A 21,149-nucleotide genomic window follows, 5' to 3' on the forward strand; every position below is an offset into this window, starting at 1 on the left:
GAATAACAGACTTTTAAATGAATACATTAGAAAAAATTGATGAGCTAAAAAATAAATTAACACAATTGCGACCTCTTTCTATGGAAGAGGTCAAGCGTCTGCGTGAAGAGTTTATTATTGAGAGTAGTTATAATTCTAATGCCATTGAAGGAAATACGATTACGCTAAGGGAAACTGTCTTAATCTTAAAAGAAGGCATGACTATCGCAGAAAAACCAATGAGAGAACATTTAGATATTATTGGTTTTAAAGATGCGTTTAATTATATTTATAAATTAGTGGCTAATAATGAATTATTATCCGAGCGAGTAATTAAAGATATTCATTCGTTGGTATTAATGAATAGTGCCGAAAATCGAGGTGTATATCGAAAAATTCCTGTAAAAATATTGGGGGCTGAAAACGAAACAACAGCACCTTACTTAATTGCAGAAAAAATGGCGGAATTAATTGCCATTTATCAATCTAAACTGACCGCTTATCATCCCTTAGAAGCTATTACTTGGTTACATTTAGCTTTTGAGAGTATTCATCCATTTATTGATGGAAATGGAAGAACGGGACGTTTACTTTTAAATTTTGAGTTATTAAAACAAGGATATTTACCTGTTGATATCAAATTCTCTGACCGAGCAAAGTATTATCAATGTTTTGATGATTATCATAAAAATAATCAAGATATTCGCTCACTACTTAACTTAGTTAGCCATTATGAATTGAATGAGCTAGAGCGGTATTTACAGATATTAATTTAATTAAAGAATTATCAATATTAAGAATTTAAAAAAGAGAAAACCAATGACTAAACAATTTGAAATGGCAGATAGATTTGATTCTTCTGCAGTAGAACAAGCACTTTATAAACACTGGGAAGAACAAGGTTACTTTAAGCCTTCCCTCAATACGTCAAAACCGGGTTATTGTATTGCGATTCCACCACCGAATGTAACGGGTAGCTTACATATGGGACACGCTTTCCAACAAACATTAATGGATACTTTAATCCGTTTTAATCGCATGGAAGGTAACAATACCTTATGGCAAGCGGGTACAGACCATGCAGGGATTGCAACGCAAATGGTGGTTGAGCGTAAAATTGCCGCAGAAGAAGGTAAAACTCGTCACGATTACGGACGTAAAGCGTTCATCAATAAAATTTGGGATTGGAAAGCCCATTCAGGTGGCACAATCAGCCAACAAATGCGTCGTTTAGGTAACTCGGTCGATTGGGAGCGTGAACGCTTTACAATGGATGAAGGTTTATCTAACGCAGTAAAAGAAGTTTTTGTTCGTCTACACGAAGAAGGCTTAATTTATCGCGGTAAACGCTTGGTAAACTGGGATCCAAAATTACGTACGGCTATTTCTGATTTAGAAGTCGAAAATAAAGAGAGCAAAGGCAGTCTTTGGCATTTCCGTTATCCACTCGCGAATGGAGCAAAAACTGCTGAAGGAAAAGATTATTTAATCGTTGCAACCACTCGTCCCGAAACAATGTTAGGCGATACAGCAGTGGCAGTGCATCCAGAAGATGAACGTTATCAAGATCTGATTGGTAAAACTGTGATGCTACCACTCGCCAATCGTGAAATTCCAATTATCGCTGATGATTATGTGGATCGTGAATTTGGAACGGGTGTAGTAAAAATCACCCCTGCTCATGACTTTAACGACTATGAAGTGGGTAAACGTCACAATTTACCATTGGTGAATATCTTAACCTTAAATGCAGATATTCGTGATGAAGCTGAAATCTTTGGTTATAACAATAAGCCGATTGAAAATTACCCTGCCTTGATTCCTAACGACTATAAAGGTTTAGAGCGTTTTGCGGCTCGTAAGAAAATTGTAGCTGATTTTGATGCATTAGGTTTATTAGAAGAAATTAAACCACACGATCTCAAAGTGCCTTATGGCGACCGTGGTGGCGTACCAATCGAACCAATGCTAACAAACCAATGGTATGTGAGCGTAAAACCACTTGCGGAAGTGGCGACTAAAGCAGTAGAAGATGGTGAAATTCAATTCGTACCAAAACAGTATGAAAACCTGTATTTCTCTTGGATGCGTGATATTCAAGACTGGTGTATTTCTCGTCAATTATGGTGGGGACACCGTATCCCCGCTTGGTATGATGAAGACGGTAATATTTATGTAGCTCGCAATGAAGAAGAAGTACGTCAAAAATATAATTTAACTGCGGATCTCGTATTAAAACAAGATGAAGACGTATTAGATACGTGGTTCTCTTCAGGCTTGTGGACATTCTCTACATTAGGTTGGCCAGAGCAAACTCCAGAATTAAAAATGTTCCACCCAACAGACGTATTGATCACGGGCTTTGATATTATTTTCTTCTGGGTTGCACGTATGATTATGTTTACGATGCACTTTATTAAGGATGAAAATGGTAAACCTCAAGTACCATTCAAGACTGTGTATGTAACGGGCTTGATTCGTGATGAACAAGGTCAAAAAATGTCGAAATCAAAAGGGAACGTACTTGACCCAATTGATATGATCGATGGTATCAGCCTTGAGGATCTTCTCGAAAAACGTACTGGTAATATGATGCAACCGCAACTTGCAGAGAAAATTGCAAAAGCAACTCGTAAAGAGTTTGCGGATGGTATTTCAGCACACGGTACAGATGCCTTACGCTTTACATTAGCTGCATTAGCAAGTAACGGACGTGACATTAACTGGGATATGAAACGTTTAGAAGGTTATCGTAATTTCTGTAATAAATTATGGAATGCGAGCCGTTTTGTGCTGACCAATGAAAAATTGGATCTGAATGAAGGTGACGTTGAATATAGTTTGGCGGATCGTTGGATCAAATCTGAATTTAACCGTACCGTTGAAGCATTCCGTTCAGCACTGGCTCAATATCGTTTCGACCTCGCAGCGAATGCGATTTATGAATTTACTTGGAACCAATTCTGTGACTGGTATTTAGAGCTAACTAAACCGATTTTTGCACAAGGTACAGACGCACAAAAACGTGGTGCAAGTCGTACGCTTGTTCAAGTGTTAGAGCAATTATTGCGTTTAGCCCATCCAATTATGCCATTTATCACAGAAGAAATTTGGCAAAAAGTGAAAGGTTTTGCAGGCGTATCAGGCGATACCATTATGTTACAACCATTCCCTCAAGTGGATACGGCTAGCCTTGATGAAGTAGCAGAACAACAAATCGGTTGGATTAAAGAAGTAATTACCGCGGTACGTAATATCCGTGCAGAAAGTAATATCGCACCAAGTAAACCATTAGACCTGTTATTACGTCATGTGAGTGATGAAAATCGCAAAATTTTGGTAGAAAACGACCGCTTGTTAAAAACCTTAGCTAAACTTGAAACTATCCAAGTGCTAGGTGCTGATGAAAAAGCGCCACTTTCTGTCACTAAGTTAGTTGGCAAAGCGGAATTATTTGTACCAATGGCTGGCTTTATCAACAAAGATGCTGAACTCGCCCGTTTAAACAAAGAGATTGAAAAAATCCAAGGCGAAATTAAACGGATAGAAAACAAACTCAGCAACGAAGCCTTTGTTGCCAAAGCTCCAGAGCAAGTGATTGCGAAGGAAAAAGAAAAAATGCAAGGCTATCAAGAAGGACTAGAAAAACTGAGAATCCAGTTTAGCGAAATTGAAGCGTTGTAGGGTGTTTTGAAAAATGCGGTATTTTATACCGCATTTTTTCTTTAGAATCTGGATATTGGAATTATAGCTATGATAGAAAAAGATGTTAAAAAATATAAGAATATTAATATTTATTTAAATAATATGATGAATTTCATTAAATTTATTTCTAACTATTATTTAAATAAAAGAGAAAATAATTTATATGTTTTTGATCTTAATAAAGGAAAATCAATGATTTTTTCTGATTTCATAGAAAATAATTCTGGCATAAACTCTAAAAAACATGAAAAGTTAAAAGATTTTTTGACATATAAAATTAATGATAAATCTATTGAAGATAGGGTTTTTTTTAGACTTAAATCTCTTGGAGATTTTTCATATCCGCTAAAGATTAAAAATTCATATATAAACTCCATAATGTTTGAAGAGTGTATAGGTATTTTGAATGAAATATATAATTCATCTATTGAAAATGATGTTGTTGATGAAAATGATTTCTTTATAAGAAAAGTAGATCTGGAAAAAAACCAAAATATTGATGAATTTTTAGTTAATGTTAAAAATTTAAATGATGCTATCTATATTAGTTTATCTAATTTTATCTTTGAAAAAAACGCAAAAAATTTTACAATTAACTTTACAAAGATTATCTCATATTTTGTATTTTTTTGTTCTGTTTTGTTGTTTTTATTGGCTATTAGTTATTTAGAAAGAAGCGGATCTTCATTTTTATTGTATGATTTAAGCTTTAGTAATGGATTTAACTATTTTATATTTTTTATATCCGTATTTATTATAATTGTATCATCCTTTTTTTATGTTTACTTAATATTGCATTCTTTTAAGAATAATAAGTATATTGTATTTTCATTGCTTATATTTAGTTTAATTCTTGTTTGCGTATTGTTGAGGTCAATTATTCCAATTTTGGGTTTTTTGATTGTATCTTTAATTTTTGGTTTGTCGTTTATTTATTTTTTACTGCACAATAAAGATTATTTTTATATATTTTTTGTCATTGTTTTTATAATTTGTTTTTTTATGTATTTTATGCTTTTTAATAATTTTTTGGGTGTTAAAAATAAAATTAATATTTCTCCATTTATTTCAGTTGAAAACTTATCAATGGAACTAATCGGTATGAGAGATAAAAACTCTTCATTATACTGGATTAATCAAGATTATCTAAATATGCGAGGTTATGACTTTAAAATTAATAATATATATACTGTAAATAATCTAGAAAAAACATATAAGACAATTAAAGGTAAAATAATATTTAGAACAAGTGAGAGTGTTTTATTTCTACCAGAAGAACAACAAGATGAGTCACAAGCTTTCGTTATTCCAAAACAAGATATTTATAAATAGGAAACCAGAATGAACTTAAAACAACACAACCCAGCCCTAATCCTTATCGATCTCCAAAAGGCATTTGATAATGAAGCCTATTGGGGTGGTAATCGGAATAATAAAAATGCGGAAGAACATTGTGTCGCTATCTTAGAAAAATGGCGGGAGTTAAAATTGCCTATTTTTCATATTATGCATAGTTCGCAGAATCCTGAATCGTTATTACATGAATCAAATAATGGCTTTGAAATTAAGGATCAATTAAAACCATTAGCACATGAGCCTGTAATAAAGAAATCCGTGAATAGTGCTTTTATTGGGACGGATTTAAAAGCTCAATTAGATAAACAGAAGATTTCTCATGTGGTGATTGTTGGGCTTACGACCAACCATTGTGTTTCTACCACAACACGCATGGCGGGGAATTATGGGTATGTGACTTACCTGATTTCTGATGCTACGGCAACTTTTGATCGCATTGGTGTAAATGGTGAGCATTTTGATGCAGAACTTATCCACCAAACTACATTGGCTAACTTACATAACGAGTTTGCTCAAGTTATCGATACCAATACGCTGTTGAGTATTCTTTAATATTCATCCTTTCACGTCGATTCCTATATTATCAATATTTGCATATTGTATGTAGGATCTTACCGCTTATACATTACTCTAAGTTTGTAAATTTAAAGGAATTTAAGTTTATCTAACTAGTAAATCTCAATCCTTTACATTATAATTTCGAAACGATAATTGTTTTTATTTTTATTTATTATTAGAGGCTTGTATGCGACTAAATAAATTGGCTTTAGGAATTTTAACGGGAATCGCAGTTTCACACTATCCTGCTTTGGCAGAAGAAACTGAAGCACTAGATACGATAGTGGTGTCTGGAGATGATCAAGAAAATGTATTGGAAAAAAAAGTTGGGGAGACTCAAATTAATTCAACACGTTTAACTAAACAACAAGTTTCTGATAGCCGAGATTTAGTACGATATGAGACAGGTATTACTGTTGTTGAAACAGGACGAATGGGATCAAGTGGATATGCGGTACGCGGTGTAGATGAAAACCGCGTTGGTATTATGATTGATGGCTTACGCCAAGCCGAAACGCTAAGTTCTCAAGGTTTTAAAGAACTTTTTGAGGGTTATGGCAACTTTAATAATACTCGTAATGGTGCGGAGATTGAGAATGTACGTATGGCAACCATTACCAAAGGGGCTGACTCGATTAAATCAGGTAGTGGCGCTTTAGGCGGTTCCGTTTTATTTGAAACGAAAGATGCACGCGATTATCTTACGGAAAAAGATTGGCATGTGGGGCTAAAAAGAGGTTATCAAAGCAGTGATAATCAAGATATCTTATCTGCCACGCTTGCTGGACGCTATAAATGGTTTGATCTTCTTTTCATAAAAACCCGTCGTGAAGGACATGAATTAGAAAACTATTTCTATGATATTTATAAAAATAAAGAAGAAGATTTTTCTGCGGTTGGTGAGACTCGTGAGAAAGCCGATCCATATAGTATTAGACGTGATAGTACATTGGTTAAATTTGGTATTCAACCAACGGATGATCATCGCTTTAGTGTGATGTTAGATGATTCTAAAATTCATTCTGATGGCGATGATCTTTCTTATTCTTTTAGAATCAGTAATTTTTTAGATAGCTATCGCCGTGGTGAAAGAAAGACTCACGATAAATCTCATCGTCGTAATGTTCAATTCGCCTATGAAACCTTTACACAAACACCTTTCTGGGATCATGCTAAAGTTGCCTATTCTTCTCAAAAAATCACAAATAACGCGAGAACGGATGAATTCTGTGATGGTCCACAATGTATTTCTATCCTAAATCCTGCTGGATTACACTTGGATGATAGTAGCGGTACTTATAAAACCCTAGATAAAGATAATGGGGAAATTAAGGCTGAAAAAGATGGATGGTATGATACCTATTTAAACTCAAAAGGTGAAAATATTGATGATGGTGTTGCACTATTTCCTGTTGAAAGAACCTATATTGACTGTACAAAATTAGATTGTAGTAAACCTTTCGATGTACTTGTTCGTAGTGATGAAAATTGGAACAATGTTTACGCATTTCAAGCTAGACCTATTGTTAGGAAGTCTATTGGCGGTAAGGAATATGGCGTTATTGAACGTAAGTATAAGGAAGTTGAATCGTGGTTAGGCGGTAAAACTAAACAATATGAAGATTTATCTTTTGCCTTTCCAAAATCTGCTGGCTATAGCCGTGATGATTTCAATGATCGTGATTTAAATACAGATACTAAACAAATAAATCTTGATTTTGATAAAGAGTTTTCTACTTGGAATGTTGAACATCTTCTCAAGTATGGTGGACTTTATAGTAAAACAGATAAAAGTATGGTAAATAAAGATGGCTATCGTGGTATGAATGTACAATGGTGGGCTGACAACTTTTTCTGTGCAACACAAAATATCGATAATTACCCTGATATTACCTATGATCCAAGACCAGATAACTGGCCAACCGGATCTTGTGGTGGGAATTTAAGAGAAAATACGAATAATATTTTTAGTTATTTGATTCCTGTAAAAACGAAAAATACTGCATTATATTTAAGTGACAACATCACATTAACGAACTGGCTTAATTTAGATCTTAATTATCGTTATGACAAAATAAAACATAAACCAAGATATAATACTAATGTACCAGTACCTAAAGGAATGATTGCTGGGATTTTTGTTCCGTTACCAGGCAATGCCTATGGTACCAATGCAGAATGTGGATATAACACAGAATGTATGGATAACAATGTTGCAGAAAATTTATCTATTTTATTAAAGAATAAAACCTATAAACATCATTCTTACAATATTGGTTTGAATTTTGATCCTTTGGATTGGATGCGTTTCCAAGTTAAATATTCTAATGGATTTAGAGCGCCAACTTCTGATGAAATGTTTATGACATTTAAACATCCAAGTTTCTCTATTGCACCAAATTCAGAACTAAAACCAGAAATAGCGAAAACTAAAGAGTTAGCATTAACTTTCTATAAAGATCAAAGTTTTGTGACCTTTAGTGCATTCCAAACAGATTATGATAACTTTATTGATCTAGTATTTGCGGGAGAACGCCCTGTTGATGTAGGTAGTGCAATAAATTATCCTTTCTATCAAAACCAAAATAGAGACAGTGCCAAAGTTAAAGGAATTGAGATCAATTCTCGTCTTAATCTAGGTGATGTATATTCAACATTAAATGGATTCAGACTTGGCTATAAATTAACTTATCAAAAAGGCCGCGTGAAGGGCGTTGATCTTGATGATCAAGTACGTGATTTACCAATGAATGCAATCCAACCTACAACAATGGTTTATAACGTTGGTTATTCAACTCAAGATGATAAATATGGTATTGATTTCTTTATTACCAATGTGGCAGAGAAAAAACGTGGCGATACCTATAATATGTATTGGAAAACTCAGCAAGGTAATGGAAGTTTAGTTAAAGGCGAGCCTGTCACTGATAATAAATTATCATATCGTAATAAACGCTATACAACAATTGATGCGATAGCTTACGCTAGACCAATTAAAAACTTATTAGTTACTGCAGGTGTTTATAACTTGACTGATGAGAAATATGTCACATGGGATTCTGCTCGTTCAATTCGTGCAATTGGCACAGTTAATCGAATTGATCAGAATACAGGAGCCGGATTTAAACGTTTTTATGCACCAGGTAGAAATTTCAGAGTTAATGCAGAACTTACATTCTAATTATTCTTAAGTGAGTAAAAAGATCCAGTTAGTGCTGGATCTTTTTTTTAGCTAAATAACACACTCGATAAGCCAATAACGAGTACAAATATTAGTAACCAAATCAGATGAAACTTAATACTTTTACGATTAATTTCTGCATTTTCTAGGCGACGTTGTTCAAGCTTTTGTTTATAAATTTCTAAATCTGCTTCTTTAAATGAAAAGCCACAATGTGGGCATTGTTCAACGGAATCACTAATTTTTTTCCGACATTCTGGACAACGATTTAATGCCATATTATTTCCTATTAATAATGTTAAGTAATGAATTTGCAAAAAGTTCTGGACTTGCTTGATGTGTATTATGTCCCGCTTTGGCGATTAATTGATAGGGTAGATTATATTGTTTTGCTATATTTTTAAATTTTTCATCTTTTTCACCAATAAGAAATTGAATATTTCTACTCTCCCATGGGAAATTTCCGTAAAAATCTTGTTTGGCTAGGCTAGTTGCTTCAAGCATTGATGCAATCTGCTTTCCATCATTATTTTTTTGCCTTGTTTCGATTAGATCTAACCGCTTGTCAGGATCTAAATTAGCGAATACAGGTTGATGATACCAATCAGTTAATACCGTGTTTAAATTTTCTGTTCGAAAACGTTCTCCCCATGCCTTATCATTTTCCCAACGTAATGCTTTTTCTTCATCGGTTTTTAAACCGATGTTTGCACCTTCGAGGATTGTACCTAATAAGTTAGATGGGTTCATTTGGAGAGTATAGTCAAGAGCAATCCTTCCACCGAGCGAGTAGCCAACTAACCAAAAAGGTTGTTGATCTAAGAGATGATTAAGAGTTTTATCTAAAATAGCTCTCATATCTTCAAAACCTTGGCAGTGAATGTTTTTACTGAATGCGTGAAAAGGAAGATCGAGAGTAAGCGGTCGGATGCGGGGAATATTTTGCAAATAGTGAACAACACAGACCCAATCTTGTTGAGAACCGAGTAACCCGTGGAGAAACACCACGGGTGTACCAGATGTTTTATGCCATTGATAAGCGAGCATATTAGTCAATTTTAGCGCGAGAGATTTGCTCTAATAAGGATTTAAATAAACTACTACCCTCTTGATCATTGACTTTGATTTCAACGATAGTGACTCCTTTTCGAATATAAGCTTGTTTTAATTTTGTGCTTAAATCTGCCCAAGTATATGGTCTAAGATAGTCTAAACCAAACATCGCTGCAATTTGTGAGAATTCTAAATTATGAGATAAGCGGTAGTATTTCTCTTTAACCTTAGGATCGACAGGTAAAATATCAAAAATTGCCCCGCCATTATTATTAATCACAAATAAAATCGTTGGTACCGTAATTTGGCGAAGAAGAGCAACAGAATTGAGATCATGTAATGCTGAGACATCACCAATAAAACCAATTGTTGGAATTTCACTACCGTTAGCGACGCCTGCCATGGTTGCAATTAAGCCATCAATACCGCTTGCTCCACGGTTAGTGTAAACGGGGTAGCCTTCTGGTAATTTGCATAATGCATCGACTAAACGAACGAATAAACTATTGCCTAAGAAAAGGTTACCATTGGTTGGTAATACACGTTCAATATGATGTGCAAGTGCTGCTTCGTTTAGGTTTCCACCAACTTGTTTCTCAATAAAATCTGCACAGAATTGAGATAATGCTAATGGTTCAAGTAACCATGGTTTTTGACGAAGTGGTGGATGCACACGCGTAAAATGATGGGCTTTAGCCACAAAACGAGTTTGATGGTGTGCATTCGGATTGAGATAATCTTGTGATTCTTCCACAACCCAATATTCACCCCTAAATGCAGTTAAAAATTGATTAACACGTTTACTCACAATTTGTGAGCCAAATTGCACCACAATATCTGCTTGTAATAAACGTTGCTCAACAGTTTTATTGGATAACCAAATATCTGCGTAAGGTAAATTTGTTTCAACCCCAGATTGCACATCCGTAATTAAGCACCAACCGAGTGTTTCTGCCCAAGATTTCAATCCCATGCCTTGTTCTAATGGCAATTTACCGACAACAACGACACCGCGTTTTGTTCGCCAATAATCCCAATGTTCATGCATTAACACGTCTTTTTGATTTGCTTGGCGATCTATCCATTGTGTTTTAGGTTGGTTTAACCAACGTTGAATTGGCGCAAGCCAAGGATCTTGTTCAATTGCCTGTTCATCGGCTTCGTATAGTGGTTCAGCAAAAGGCGCATTGACATGAACAACACCACTTTGTTGTGCTTGTTTCACGCAAGCATGCTCAATGACTGAAACAAGCCAATTAGCACTAAAGTTAGGGCTTGCTTTGGGTAAATTGACTGAGGCAACAGTATATTCGCCAAAAATATTTTGTTGTTGAATTGCTTGGTTTGCCCCACAGCCAATAAGTTCTGGTGGGCGATCTGCCGTTAATACAATTAATTTATGATGGGTAAGTTGAGCTTCAATAATTGCTGGAAATAAGTTAGCCACAGCGGTGCCTGAAGTGACAATAATCGCCACAGGATCTTTGGTCGCTTTTGTTAATCCAAGGGCATAAAAAGCAAGCCCTCTTTCATCAAAATGGGTATGACACTCTGCTTGATTTTGATTTTCTAAGTGTAAAGCTTCTAATGTTAATGGCGTAGAACGTGAGCCAGGGGCAATACAAAAATGTTTAACACCATATCGAAGGAGGGCATTCAAGACAACTCTAGCCCAAGAACGGTTAAAGGTGCTGGTATTTATCATCATTTTTCTTCCCTTTAATTTTGTAAAATATAAGCGGTTAGATTGTAACAAATTTTTGCAAAAATAAGATCGAATTTAACCGCTTATTGAAAATAAATCCAGTATTATTCTATTAATAATTATAAGAATATTGTACTCGTACTTATTTTCAGAAATTAAAGGGTGATTTTAGTTAATACAAAATCAATATCTTTATCGCCTCGTCCTGATAAATTCACTAATAAGCGTTTTTCTGGGCCAAGTTCTTTAGCTCGTCGTAGGGCATAAGCAACAGCGTGGGAACTTTCGAGGGCTGGGATGATTCCTTCTTCACGAGATAAACGCAGGAAGGCATCTAAACATTCTTTATCTGTAGCGATTTCATATCGACCTCGCCCAGTATCTTTTAAATAACAATGTTGAGGACCTACACCAGGGTAATCTAAACCTGAGGCAATAGAGTGTACTTCTGCAGGCGTGCCATCTTCTTCTTGTAGGTAATAACAATTAAAGCCTTGGATATTACCGAATTTTCCTAATGATAAGGTAGCCGCGTGGCGACCTGCTTTATCTAACCCTTCGCCTGCGGGTTCGACGCCTACTAGATCCACGGATGGTTCATCAATAAATGCATTGAACAACCCGATAGCATTAGATCCTCCACCAACACAAGCGATCACTTCATCAGGTAATCCGCCATATTGGCTTTCAAATTGAGCTTTAGCCTCATGTCCCACTATACTTTGGAAATAGGCCACCATTTCTGGATAAGGGGCTGGACCGACAACCGATCCAATGGCAAACATACTTTCATCAAGTTGTTCCATATAAGAGGCAAAAGCACTATCTACCGCTTCTTTTAAGGTTCCTGCACCTTCTGATACTGGCACTAATTTAGCGCCTAAAATTTTCATACGAGAAACATTTGGATGCTCTTTGGCAATATCAACGACACCCATGTGAATTTCACACGCCAAGCCAAGTAATGCAGCTGCGGTGGCTAAAGCGACACCGTGCTGTCCTGCGCCTGTTTCCGCAATCACTTTTTTCTTACCTAATTTTTTAGCTAATAATACTTCACCAATGCAATGATTGATTTTATGAGCTCCCGTATGGTTGAGATCTTCTCTTTTTAAAAAAATCTGAGCCCCTGATTGAGAAAGTGTTCTTGCATGATAAATAGGGCTTGGGCGTCCTACAAATGTGGCTTGAAGACGTTTCATTTCAGCGATAAATTCTTCGTCATGAATAATTTTACGAAATCCTTCTTCGATTTCTGCTAATGCTGTAACTAATGCGGGGTGTTGAATTTTCCCGCCGTGTTTTCCAAGATTGCCGTTTTGATCTGGCGTGATAAATGGGTTGAGTGATTCTTGAGCCATGTTTCTTCCTTATAACATTTTGTATTATTAAACTATTTTAATAGTACAACATAAATAAAAAAGAATATAGGGTTTATTCTATAAAAATTCTATAACAGGTATCTAGAAATGATGGACCACACAATAATAATTCCCTCGTAGCCAAAATCTTTTTTAATAATACATATAGAAATTCTTATCGTATTCAACACATAGTATAAAAAATAATACAATGCTAACCTAATAATTATAGAGGGAATAAGTAGAGAGGGATATGGTTGCAAAAACCCCGATATTGTAATATCGAGGTTCTGTATTTGGTGGAGATAATCGGGATCGAACCGACGACCTCTTGAATGCCATTCAAGCGCTCTCCCAACTGAGCTATATCCCCAAAAGCGGGAGAGATAATATGCTCTCTCACTTTTTCTGTCAATGTGAAAATTTAAACACTTTATTGAGTGTTTAAAAACTAGCTAGCATTCGCTTGGATAAAGTTAATAGCTTTCTCAATACGAGTAAGAGTACGCTCTTTACCTACTAATTTTGCGGTAATATCCATTGATGGTGATTGCCCTGTACCAGTTACAGCTAAACGGAATGGCATACCGACTTTACCCATCCCAATTTCTAATTCTTGGGCTGTTTGATTCATTGCCTCATGAATATTTTCTACAGTCCAATCAGTACAAGTGGTCAGTTTCTCTAAAAGTTTTGTAAGTGGTGCAATTGCTGCTTCTTTGAAGTTTTTAGCTACTGCTTTTGCATCGTAAGCATCAAAATCTTCATAGAAATAGCGACTTGCTGTTGCCATTTCTTTTAAGGTCTTACAACGTTCTCCAAGAACACTGACAATTTCGCTAAGAGCAGGACCATTTGAATAATTGATGGCTTGGTCTTTCATATGCCATTCTAGGTGTTTAGCCACATACTCAGGATCTAAGGAACGAATATAATGTTGGTTGACCCATTGCAACTTATCCGTATTAAATGCACTTGCAGAACGGCTCACCGCTTCAAGATTAAATAAATCAATCATTTCTTCACGGCTAAAGATTTCTTGGTCACCATGCCCCCAACCTAAACGAACAAGATAGTTAACTAATGCTTCCGGCAAATAGCCATCATCTCTATATTGCATTACGCTAACTGCGCCGTGACGTTTCGATAATTTTTGTCCATCATCCCCTAAAATCATTGAAACGTGAGCATAAGTTGGAATAGGTGCGCCTAATGCTTTCAAAATATTAATTTGGCGGGGTGTATTATTGATATGATCTTCACCTCGCACAACGTGAGTAATGCCCATATCCCAGTCATCTACCACGACACAGAAATTATAAGTTGGTGAACCATCGGTACGACGAATGATGAGATCATCTAATTCACCATTGCTAATTTCAATACGTCCACGAACAGCATCTTCAAACACAACTGAGCCTTCTGTTGGGTTCAAGAAACGTACCACATGAGGCGCATTTTTATTATCAGGAGTAGGATGAGTTAAACAATAGCGGTCATAGCGAGGTTTTTCTTTGTTGGCTTCTTGTGTATGACGAAGTTCTTCTAAACGCTCTTTTGTACAATAGCAACGATAAGCAAGTCCTTGTTCTAACATTTGATCAATGACTTGGTTATAACGCTCAAATCTTTTAGTTTGATAAAAAGGGCCATGTTCCCATGATAAATTCAACCATTCCATTCCTTCAAGGATCGCCTGTGTTGCTTCTGGGGTAGAACGCTCTAAATCGGTGTCTTCAATACGTAATACAAATTCACCTCGGTTGTGTTTTGCATATAACCACGAATAGAGTGCTGTTCTTGCTCCACCAACATGTAAATAACCTGTTGGACTTGGTGCGAAGCGTGTTCTCACTTTTACATTTGGATCAAGAGGGAAAAGGGTTTCAATTTTCATTTTATATTTCACTATTTATTAAGACAAAGATGGATCTATTCTACTCTACCTGAACGGGAATAGTAGTAAAAAATGCAGTAAATTGATGATTTTTGCGACGAATAATAGTATTTTTATAAAAATTGATTGACTGAAATATTAAGCTCCCTATAATGCTGTCCCACAACAACGGGCGATTAGCTCAGTTGGGAGAGCACCTCCCTTACAAGGAGGGGGTCACTGGTTCGAGACCGGTATCGCCCACCACTCTATTTCAATATAGTTTGTTCTGTTGTTGTAGCTTAAACTAACGGGCGATTAGCTCAGTTGGGAGAGCACCTCCCTTACAAGGAGGGGGTCACTGGTTCGAGACCGGTATCGCCCACCACTCTTTAGTTTAAGTTCCCATGATTTTAAGTCTCAAGTGGGCGATTAGCTCAGTTGGGAGAGCACCTCCCTTACAAGGAGGGGGTCACTGGTTCGAGACCGGTATCGCCCACCACTTAAGACTTAAGTCAGCCGATTATAACCTATGTGTTATCATTCGGGCGATTAGCTCAGTTGGGAGAGCACCTCCCTTACAAGGAGGGGGTCACTGGTTCGAGACCGGTATCGCCCACCATTTTATCCTATCAATACTATTTTCAAGTTATTATTCTATTATTTTATCCCTTTGTCTCCCTCAATTTTTACACTAGATTTGAATCATTTTATTACTGTAATATTGTGATATTATTTCCCCTAAATATATTTCTTTTATGTTATTTTCTTAATTATTCACTAAAATAAAACAGTCTATATACTTTGTGATTTTATGAGTTAATTTTAACTTTTTTGTTTGTTATTTGTTCTTTTTTTGCTTTATGTTTATACTAGTTTTTTTTGTAATTAGGTTAAATAGATAATTTTTTACTAAAATAAATATTGAATATTATTTATATTTATCAAATAGTTATATTTTATTTTTGTATTTTTATAACAATGTTTGATATATGTGGTTGTTTTGTTTAAAAATTGTTTATTTTTTGTAAAAAAATATTTTGTGATTTTTTTTTAAAAGTTGTATGATTGCTTCCGGTCGAGTAAAAAATACTTGCTGACATGGTTTGTAACAATATAACTATGCCTGGAAGAATGAATTAACAAAAGGATAGTTCTTTTAGGAAAAATGCCATAGATTTAAGACATTCTTCTGTTAATTCTCTAAATATAAATTCTAAATAATTATGCAGGAGAAAAATTATGTCATCTAATCAATTAACAGTTCGTGATGTTGTTATTCAAATGTTACGTGATCTTGGTATTAAAAGAGTTTACGGAAACCCAGGTTCTACAGAACTTGCTTTTTTAGGCGATTGGCCAGACGATTTTGATTATGTATTAGGTTTACAAGAAGCATCAGCGATTGCAATGGCTGATGGTGATGCTCGTGCGACAGGTCGCCCAAGTTTTGTTAACGTACACTCAGCTGCAGGTATGGGTAATGGATTAGGTAATCTATTTACTGCATATAAAAACCAAGTACCAATGGTTGTTATGGCGGGTCAACAAGGTCGTTCATTACTATCTTCAGAAGCTTATCTTGCAGCAGAGAATGCGGCGGATTTTCCAAAACCTTATGTAAAATATTCTGTTGAACCAGCAAATGCACAAGATGTGCCAGCTGCATTAGCGCGTTGTTTTGAAGTAGCAATGCAACCTCCATATGGTCCAACATTCATTTCAATTCCTAATGATGACTGGGATAAACCTTGTGAACCTTATAAAGTAGTAAATGCACTTGGTTTTGGTGCAGCTCGTGAAAGTGGTTTGCAAGAAATGGCGAAAGCATTAGTGGGAGCAAAACGTCCAGCGATTGTATTTGGTACAGAAATGGATATTTTTGGTGCTTACGATAATGGGGTTAAATTAGTAGAGCGTACAGGTGCAACCGCTTATATCGCACCAGTAGCAGCTGCTGCGGCATTCCCAGAAAATCACCCACAATTTGGTGGTTTCTTACCAGCGATTCCAATGGGCTTATCAAAAATGCTAGAACGCCATGACGTTGTGGTTGTTATTGGTGCACCAGTATTTACTTTCCACATGGAAGGTGAAGCGCCAGTACTTAATAGTCCAGATACTCGTATTTTACACTTAACAGCAGATTCAGGTGCAGCAGCGAGAGCAAGAGCAGAATTAAGCTTAGTCGGTGAATTAAAAGAATCAATTGATAAATTAGTTGCGCTTCTTCCAGAAAAAGCAGCGAATGTAGAAGCACCTTTAGCGGTATCTCGTCCAGTATTAGATAAAGAAGAAGGCATGCCATCAGCAGCTTATGTATTATCACGTATTTCTGAATTAATGCCAGAAGATGCAGTTCTTGTTGAAGAAGCACCATCTCATCGTCCAGCAATGCAACAAAACTTACCAATCAAACAACAAGGTGGATTCTTCACTATGTCTAGTGGTGGTTTAGGTTATGGTTTACCTGCATCAGTCGGTGTGGCATTAGCTCAAGCTGACAATCAAGATAAACGTAAAGTGGTTGCTTTGATTGGTGATGGTTCTATGCAATATTCAATTCAAGCATTATGGACTGCTGCTCAACGTGGTCTTCCAGTGACTATTATTGTACTTAACAATGGTGGATACGGTGCGTTAAAAGCATTCTCAAAAATTATGGGCGCAGAAAATGTACCAGGAGTTGATTTACCGGGCATTGATTTAACAGAAATCGCAAAAGGGTATGGCTGTAATACTTCTCGTGTTGATAATGTCGCTGATTTAGATGAAGCGATCAAAAAAGCGTTAAGCGATCCACATACTCACTTAATTGATGTCATTGTTGATCCAAGTAAAGGCCAAGTATATTAATATTGGAGGGTTAAATAATGTTCGATACTATAATTAGTGCATTATTACCTATCTACGTTGGTATCGCGTTAGGTTTTTTCGCAGGGAAGCGTGGTATAGTTGATAATCAAAATGTAAAATCAATAAACATGATGTTGATGACATTTATGGTGCCTTTAACCATGTTTATTGCCATTGCACGTACTCCTAGAGATTTGATCCTCCCTAATTTACCACTTATTTTGGTAATAGGATCGTCTATGCTTGTCATGTTCTTTGGGACCTTATTTATACAACGTAAGTTCTTTGGATTTGGGTTGACTGATGGGGTTGTACAAGCGTTAATCGTTGCTTTTCCTAACTTCGCTTCTTTGGGTATACCATTATTATTACCTTTATATGGTGACCAAGCGGCATTGCTTGCTGCGACAGGAATTGTGTCAGGATCGATCTTTGTAACACCTATTGCGTTGTCTTTATTGAGAATGGGTAGTGCGATTGACTCAGGAGCACAAGTTTCTGTAGGTAAAGAGTTTTTGAAAGCACTTTCTGGTGCAGTAAGAACACCGGTATTTTTCTTCCCTATTCTTGGCTTGATCTGGTCAGTATTGGGGCTTCAAATGCCAAGTTTTGTACCAACTTTATTTGGACCAATTACTCTTGCAACAGGTGGGGTAGGGCTATTTATTACAGGTCTATTACTTTCCGCACAAAAGATACAATTGAATGTTAATGTAACACTAAGTGCTATCTTAGCGAATGTTGTTCAACCTTTAGTGGGTCTTGGTATTGGATTATTACTAGGGATTGAATATACAACAGCAGCACGTGCAGCTATCCTTATGGCTATTCCATCAGCATTCTTTGGTTTAGTGTTTGGTGCATTAGTAAACTCTCGCCCAGCAGTAGCAGGTGCAACATTACTTCTATCTTCGATAGGTGGTATTCTTACCCTCGCAGTGTTCTTAGGTTGGTTAGTCTAATATAAGTTTTGCCCAATCTATAAATCAGCCATCTCATGAGGTTAACTTGTGAGATGGCTTTGTAATATGAGTAAAATATTCACTTAAACCGACCGCTAGTAAATAAATTTTGCGATCTGTATCGAATATTTTTCTTTCCTTGCTTTGAAAATCTTGTAAAAATAACTAGCCTAATCAGCAAGACACAAGTAGAATTTGCTCCCTTTAATTCTTGCAAAACTAACCTTTTGCCATAATCCGTGTAATAACGAGGCTATTTTTAATGTCTGAAACAATACAAGCAACGAATATTAGTTGCACAACCACTAAACAAGAAAAAATTAATTTATTAGATTTAAACCGCCAACAAATGCGAGAGTTATTTGCAGATATGGGTGAGAAACCTTTTCGTGCAGACCAATTGATGAAATGGATTTATCATTTTGGTGAAGATAACTTTGATAATATGACGAATATTAACAAAGCATTGCGTGAGAAGCTAAAACAAGTTGCTGAAATTAAAGCACCTGAGATTGCAGTAGAACAACGTTCTTCAGACGGTACAATCAAGTGGGCAATGCAAGTGGGCGATCAGCAAATTGAAACGGTATATATTCCAGAAGACGATCGAGCGACATTATGTGTTTCTTCACAAGTCGGTTGTGCCTTGGCTTGTACATTTTGTTCTACAGCACAACAAGGTTTTAATCGTAATTTATCAGTTTCAGAAATTATTGGCCAAGTTTGGCGTGCTTCTAAAATTGTGGGGAATTTCGGTGTAACGGGTGTCCGACCTATTACTAATGTGGTAATGATGGGCATGGGAGAGCCATTACTTAATATGAGTAATGTGATTCCATCAATGGAAATTATGTTAGATGATTTTGCGTATGGTTTATCAAAACGCCGAGTTACACTTTCCACCTCTGGTGTCGTACCGGCATTAGATAAGATGCGTGATCAGATTGATGTGGCTTTAGCTATTTCACTTCATGCACCTAACGATGAATTGCGTAATGAAATCGTGCCGATTAACAAAAAATATAATATTAAAATGTTAATTGATTCAGTGAATGAATATTTAAAAGTTTCTAATGCTAATCATGGTAAGGTGACGATTGAATATGTGATGCTAAATCAAGTGAATGATGGCGTAGAACATGCTCATCAATTAGCACAGGTATTGAAAAATACGCCAAGCAAAATCAATTTAATTCCGTGGAATCCGTTCCCTGAAGCACCTTATTCAAAAAGCTCAAATACACGCATTGATCGTTTCCAAAAAACATTAATGGAATATGGGTTTACTGTAACGGTTAGAAAAACACGCGGTGATGATATTGATGCTGCTTGTGGTCAGCTTGCGGGAGAAGTGATTGACCGTACGAAGCGTACAATGGAAAAACGTAAGTTTGGTCGCAATATATCCGTAGCGACACATTAATCTTTTGATAGCGAATAGTTCACTATATTCGCCATATTTAGTCTTAAGTAGCCATAGAGGTCATTATGAAATTTGCAAAATATTCTCAGAATCTAACCGCTTTTATGGCTGTTTTATGGCTTGCTGGTTGTACCATGCAAACAAATGAGTCTGTTTAATTTGAGCGTTCTGAAGCTGTAGAGGCGAGAGTAAAATTAGCTTTAGCTTATTTAGAGCAAAATGATTTTCCTAAAGCTAAGCAAAATATTGATACAGCGATGGAGCATGATATTAATGATTATCTCCCACATTCTGTATTAGCTTATTATTATCAGCAAGTAGGTGATACTAACAAGGCAGAAAAAGCCTACCAAGCTGCCATTCAATTAAGCCAAAAACAGAATCATAATACTCAAGCATCTCCTGATATCCTGAATAATTATGGGACATTTTTATGTAAACAAGGGAAGTTTGAACAAGCTTATAGCCAATTTAATTTAGTGTTGGAGAGTGAACAGCCTTACTACCATCAATCAGATACTCTAGAGAATTTGGCACTTTGCGCCTATGAAGCTGGAAATCATCAGCTTAAAGAAGACGCTCTAACACAATTAGTCAAATTAGATACCAATAGAGCGGAAAAACTGAGAAAGTTACTTAAATAGCTTGTTTCACTCTCGTTTCTATCTGTTTTAATCCATTTAAACGTGTACTGGTTAAATGGCGAGTGATATTGAGATCATCAAATAATTTTTGAATATTAAATGATTGAAGTTCCGCAATAGATTGGTCTGATAATGCGGTGATGGCAATAAATAATAAACCTTGCATTAATCTTGCATCACTATAAGCATTGATCATTCTTGGCTCTGCTTGAAACTCAAACCATAATCGACTTTCACAACCATGAATTTCTGGCCATTGTGTAAGTTCTTCTTCGGTTGGTTTTGGAAGTTTTTTACTTAATTGAATCAATAAGCGGTATCTTTCTTCCCAAGATTTGCAATTTGTAAATTGCATATAAATTTCATCAAGTGACATACTTTCTCCCATATTTAGCAAAAGATTGTAACGATCTCACCGCTATTTGTTAATCTCTTTATTTATACAATAGGCAATTTTTGCTAAAATCTATTAAGTTAACGATTTTTATAT

Annotated in this window: 14 protein-coding genes, 5 tRNA genes and 1 pseudogene; 13 read left to right on the top strand and 7 right to left on the bottom strand. The window is 35.9% G+C overall.

Features of this window, described 5'->3' with window-relative positions; genetic code table 11:
- Window positions 1-17 precede the first annotated feature (17 nt).
- The 5 genes from A6A10_RS08085 to A6A10_RS08105 all read left to right on the top strand — a co-directional run bounded on the left by A6A10_RS08085 (window position 18) and on the right by A6A10_RS08105 (window position 8,779).
- Window positions 18-755, top strand: coding sequence for a Fic family protein (locus A6A10_RS08085; RefSeq protein WP_121124181.1), 738 nt, complete (start codon window positions 18-20; stop codon window positions 753-755).
- Window positions 756-798: 43 nt separating this feature from the next.
- On the top strand, window positions 799-3,663 hold the full coding sequence (locus A6A10_RS08090) for a valine--tRNA ligase (protein WP_121124179.1): 2,865 nt from the start codon (window positions 799-801) through the stop codon (window positions 3,661-3,663).
- Window positions 3,664-3,732: 69 nt separating this feature from the next.
- Complete coding sequence (locus tag A6A10_RS08095; RefSeq protein ID WP_121124177.1) at window positions 3,733-5,016, top strand: O-antigen ligase family protein; 1,284 nt, start codon at window positions 3,733-3,735, stop codon at window positions 5,014-5,016.
- Window positions 5,017-5,025: 9 nt separating this feature from the next.
- Window positions 5,026-5,592, top strand: coding sequence for a cysteine hydrolase family protein (locus A6A10_RS08100; RefSeq protein WP_121124175.1), 567 nt, complete (start codon window positions 5,026-5,028; stop codon window positions 5,590-5,592).
- Between the two features lie 193 nt (window positions 5,593-5,785).
- The gene (locus tag A6A10_RS08105; RefSeq protein ID WP_121124173.1) at window positions 5,786-8,779 is read left to right on the top strand and encodes a TonB-dependent receptor domain-containing protein; all 2,994 of its coding nucleotides are present in this window, start codon (window positions 5,786-5,788) and stop codon (window positions 8,777-8,779) included.
- Window positions 8,780-8,826: 47 nt separating this feature from the next.
- Here the strand turns inward: A6A10_RS08105 and A6A10_RS08110 are convergent, their stop codons facing one another.
- From A6A10_RS08110 to gltX, 6 genes are all read right to left on the bottom strand, one after another.
- Window positions 8,827-9,057, bottom strand: a complete 231-nt coding sequence (locus A6A10_RS08110) for a zinc ribbon domain-containing protein (protein ID WP_121124171.1) — start codon at window positions 9,055-9,057, stop codon at window positions 8,827-8,829.
- 1 nt (window position 9,058) lies between these two features.
- Window positions 9,059-9,826: a 2-succinyl-6-hydroxy-2,4-cyclohexadiene-1-carboxylate synthase gene (gene menH / locus A6A10_RS08115; protein WP_121124169.1), complete on the bottom strand. Its 768-nt coding sequence runs from the start codon at window positions 9,824-9,826 to the stop codon at window positions 9,059-9,061.
- Window position 9,827: 1 nt separating this feature from the next.
- On the bottom strand, window positions 9,828-11,534 hold the full coding sequence (gene menD, locus A6A10_RS08120) for a 2-succinyl-5-enolpyruvyl-6-hydroxy-3-cyclohexene-1-carboxylic-acid synthase (protein ID WP_121124221.1): 1,707 nt from the start codon (window positions 11,532-11,534) through the stop codon (window positions 9,828-9,830).
- 158 nt (window positions 11,535-11,692) lie between these two features.
- Window positions 11,693-12,898 carry a tryptophan synthase subunit beta gene (gene trpB / locus A6A10_RS08125; RefSeq protein ID WP_121124166.1) on the bottom strand — a complete coding sequence of 402 codons (1,206 nt, stop codon included), beginning with the start codon at window positions 12,896-12,898 and terminating at the stop codon, window positions 11,693-11,695.
- 297 nt (window positions 12,899-13,195) lie between these two features.
- Window positions 13,196-13,271: transfer RNA gene (locus tag A6A10_RS08130), tRNA-Ala, on the bottom strand.
- Between the two features lie 78 nt (window positions 13,272-13,349).
- Window positions 13,350-14,795, bottom strand: coding sequence for a glutamate--tRNA ligase (gltX, locus tag A6A10_RS08135; RefSeq protein WP_121124164.1), 1,446 nt, complete (start codon window positions 14,793-14,795; stop codon window positions 13,350-13,352).
- A 170-nt stretch (window positions 14,796-14,965) separates the two neighbouring features.
- Here gltX and A6A10_RS08140 point away from each other — a divergent pair.
- The 8 genes and pseudogenes from A6A10_RS08140 (at window position 14,966) to pilW (ending at window position 20,659) form a co-directional block, all read left to right on the top strand.
- A tRNA-Val gene (locus A6A10_RS08140) sits at window positions 14,966-15,041 on the top strand.
- A gap of 45 nt (window positions 15,042-15,086) precedes the next feature.
- A tRNA-Val gene (locus A6A10_RS08145) sits at window positions 15,087-15,162 on the top strand.
- 38 nt (window positions 15,163-15,200) lie between these two features.
- Window positions 15,201-15,276: transfer RNA gene (locus A6A10_RS08150), tRNA-Val, on the top strand.
- A gap of 44 nt (window positions 15,277-15,320) precedes the next feature.
- Window positions 15,321-15,396: transfer RNA gene (locus A6A10_RS08155), tRNA-Val, on the top strand.
- A 620-nt stretch (window positions 15,397-16,016) separates the two neighbouring features.
- Entirely contained in the window at window positions 16,017-17,630 is a 1,614-nt protein-coding gene (gene mdlC, locus A6A10_RS08160) for a benzoylformate decarboxylase (protein ID WP_121124162.1), read from the top strand.
- A 17-nt stretch (window positions 17,631-17,647) separates the two neighbouring features.
- A complete protein-coding gene (locus A6A10_RS08165) occupies window positions 17,648-18,592 on the top strand; it encodes an AEC family transporter (RefSeq protein ID WP_121124160.1) in 945 nt (314 codons plus the stop codon).
- 262 nt (window positions 18,593-18,854) lie between these two features.
- Entirely contained in the window at window positions 18,855-20,015 is a 1,161-nt protein-coding gene (gene rlmN / locus A6A10_RS08170) for a dual-specificity RNA methyltransferase RlmN (RefSeq protein WP_121124158.1), read from the top strand.
- 65 nt (window positions 20,016-20,080) lie between these two features.
- A pseudogene (pilW, locus tag A6A10_RS08175) lies at window positions 20,081-20,659 on the top strand (type IV pilus biogenesis/stability protein PilW).
- On the opposite strand, the gene A6A10_RS08180 reads toward pilW, so the two are convergent.
- Window positions 20,652-21,035, bottom strand: coding sequence for a SufE family protein (locus A6A10_RS08180; RefSeq protein WP_121124156.1), 384 nt, complete (start codon window positions 21,033-21,035; stop codon window positions 20,652-20,654). The pseudogene pilW and the gene A6A10_RS08180 overlap by 8 nt on opposite strands.
- Between the last annotated feature and the right edge of the window lie 114 nt (window positions 21,036-21,149).

This window comes from Otariodibacter oris, assembly GCF_009684715.1.
Classification (GTDB): domain Bacteria; phylum Pseudomonadota; class Gammaproteobacteria; order Enterobacterales; family Pasteurellaceae; genus Otariodibacter; species Otariodibacter oris.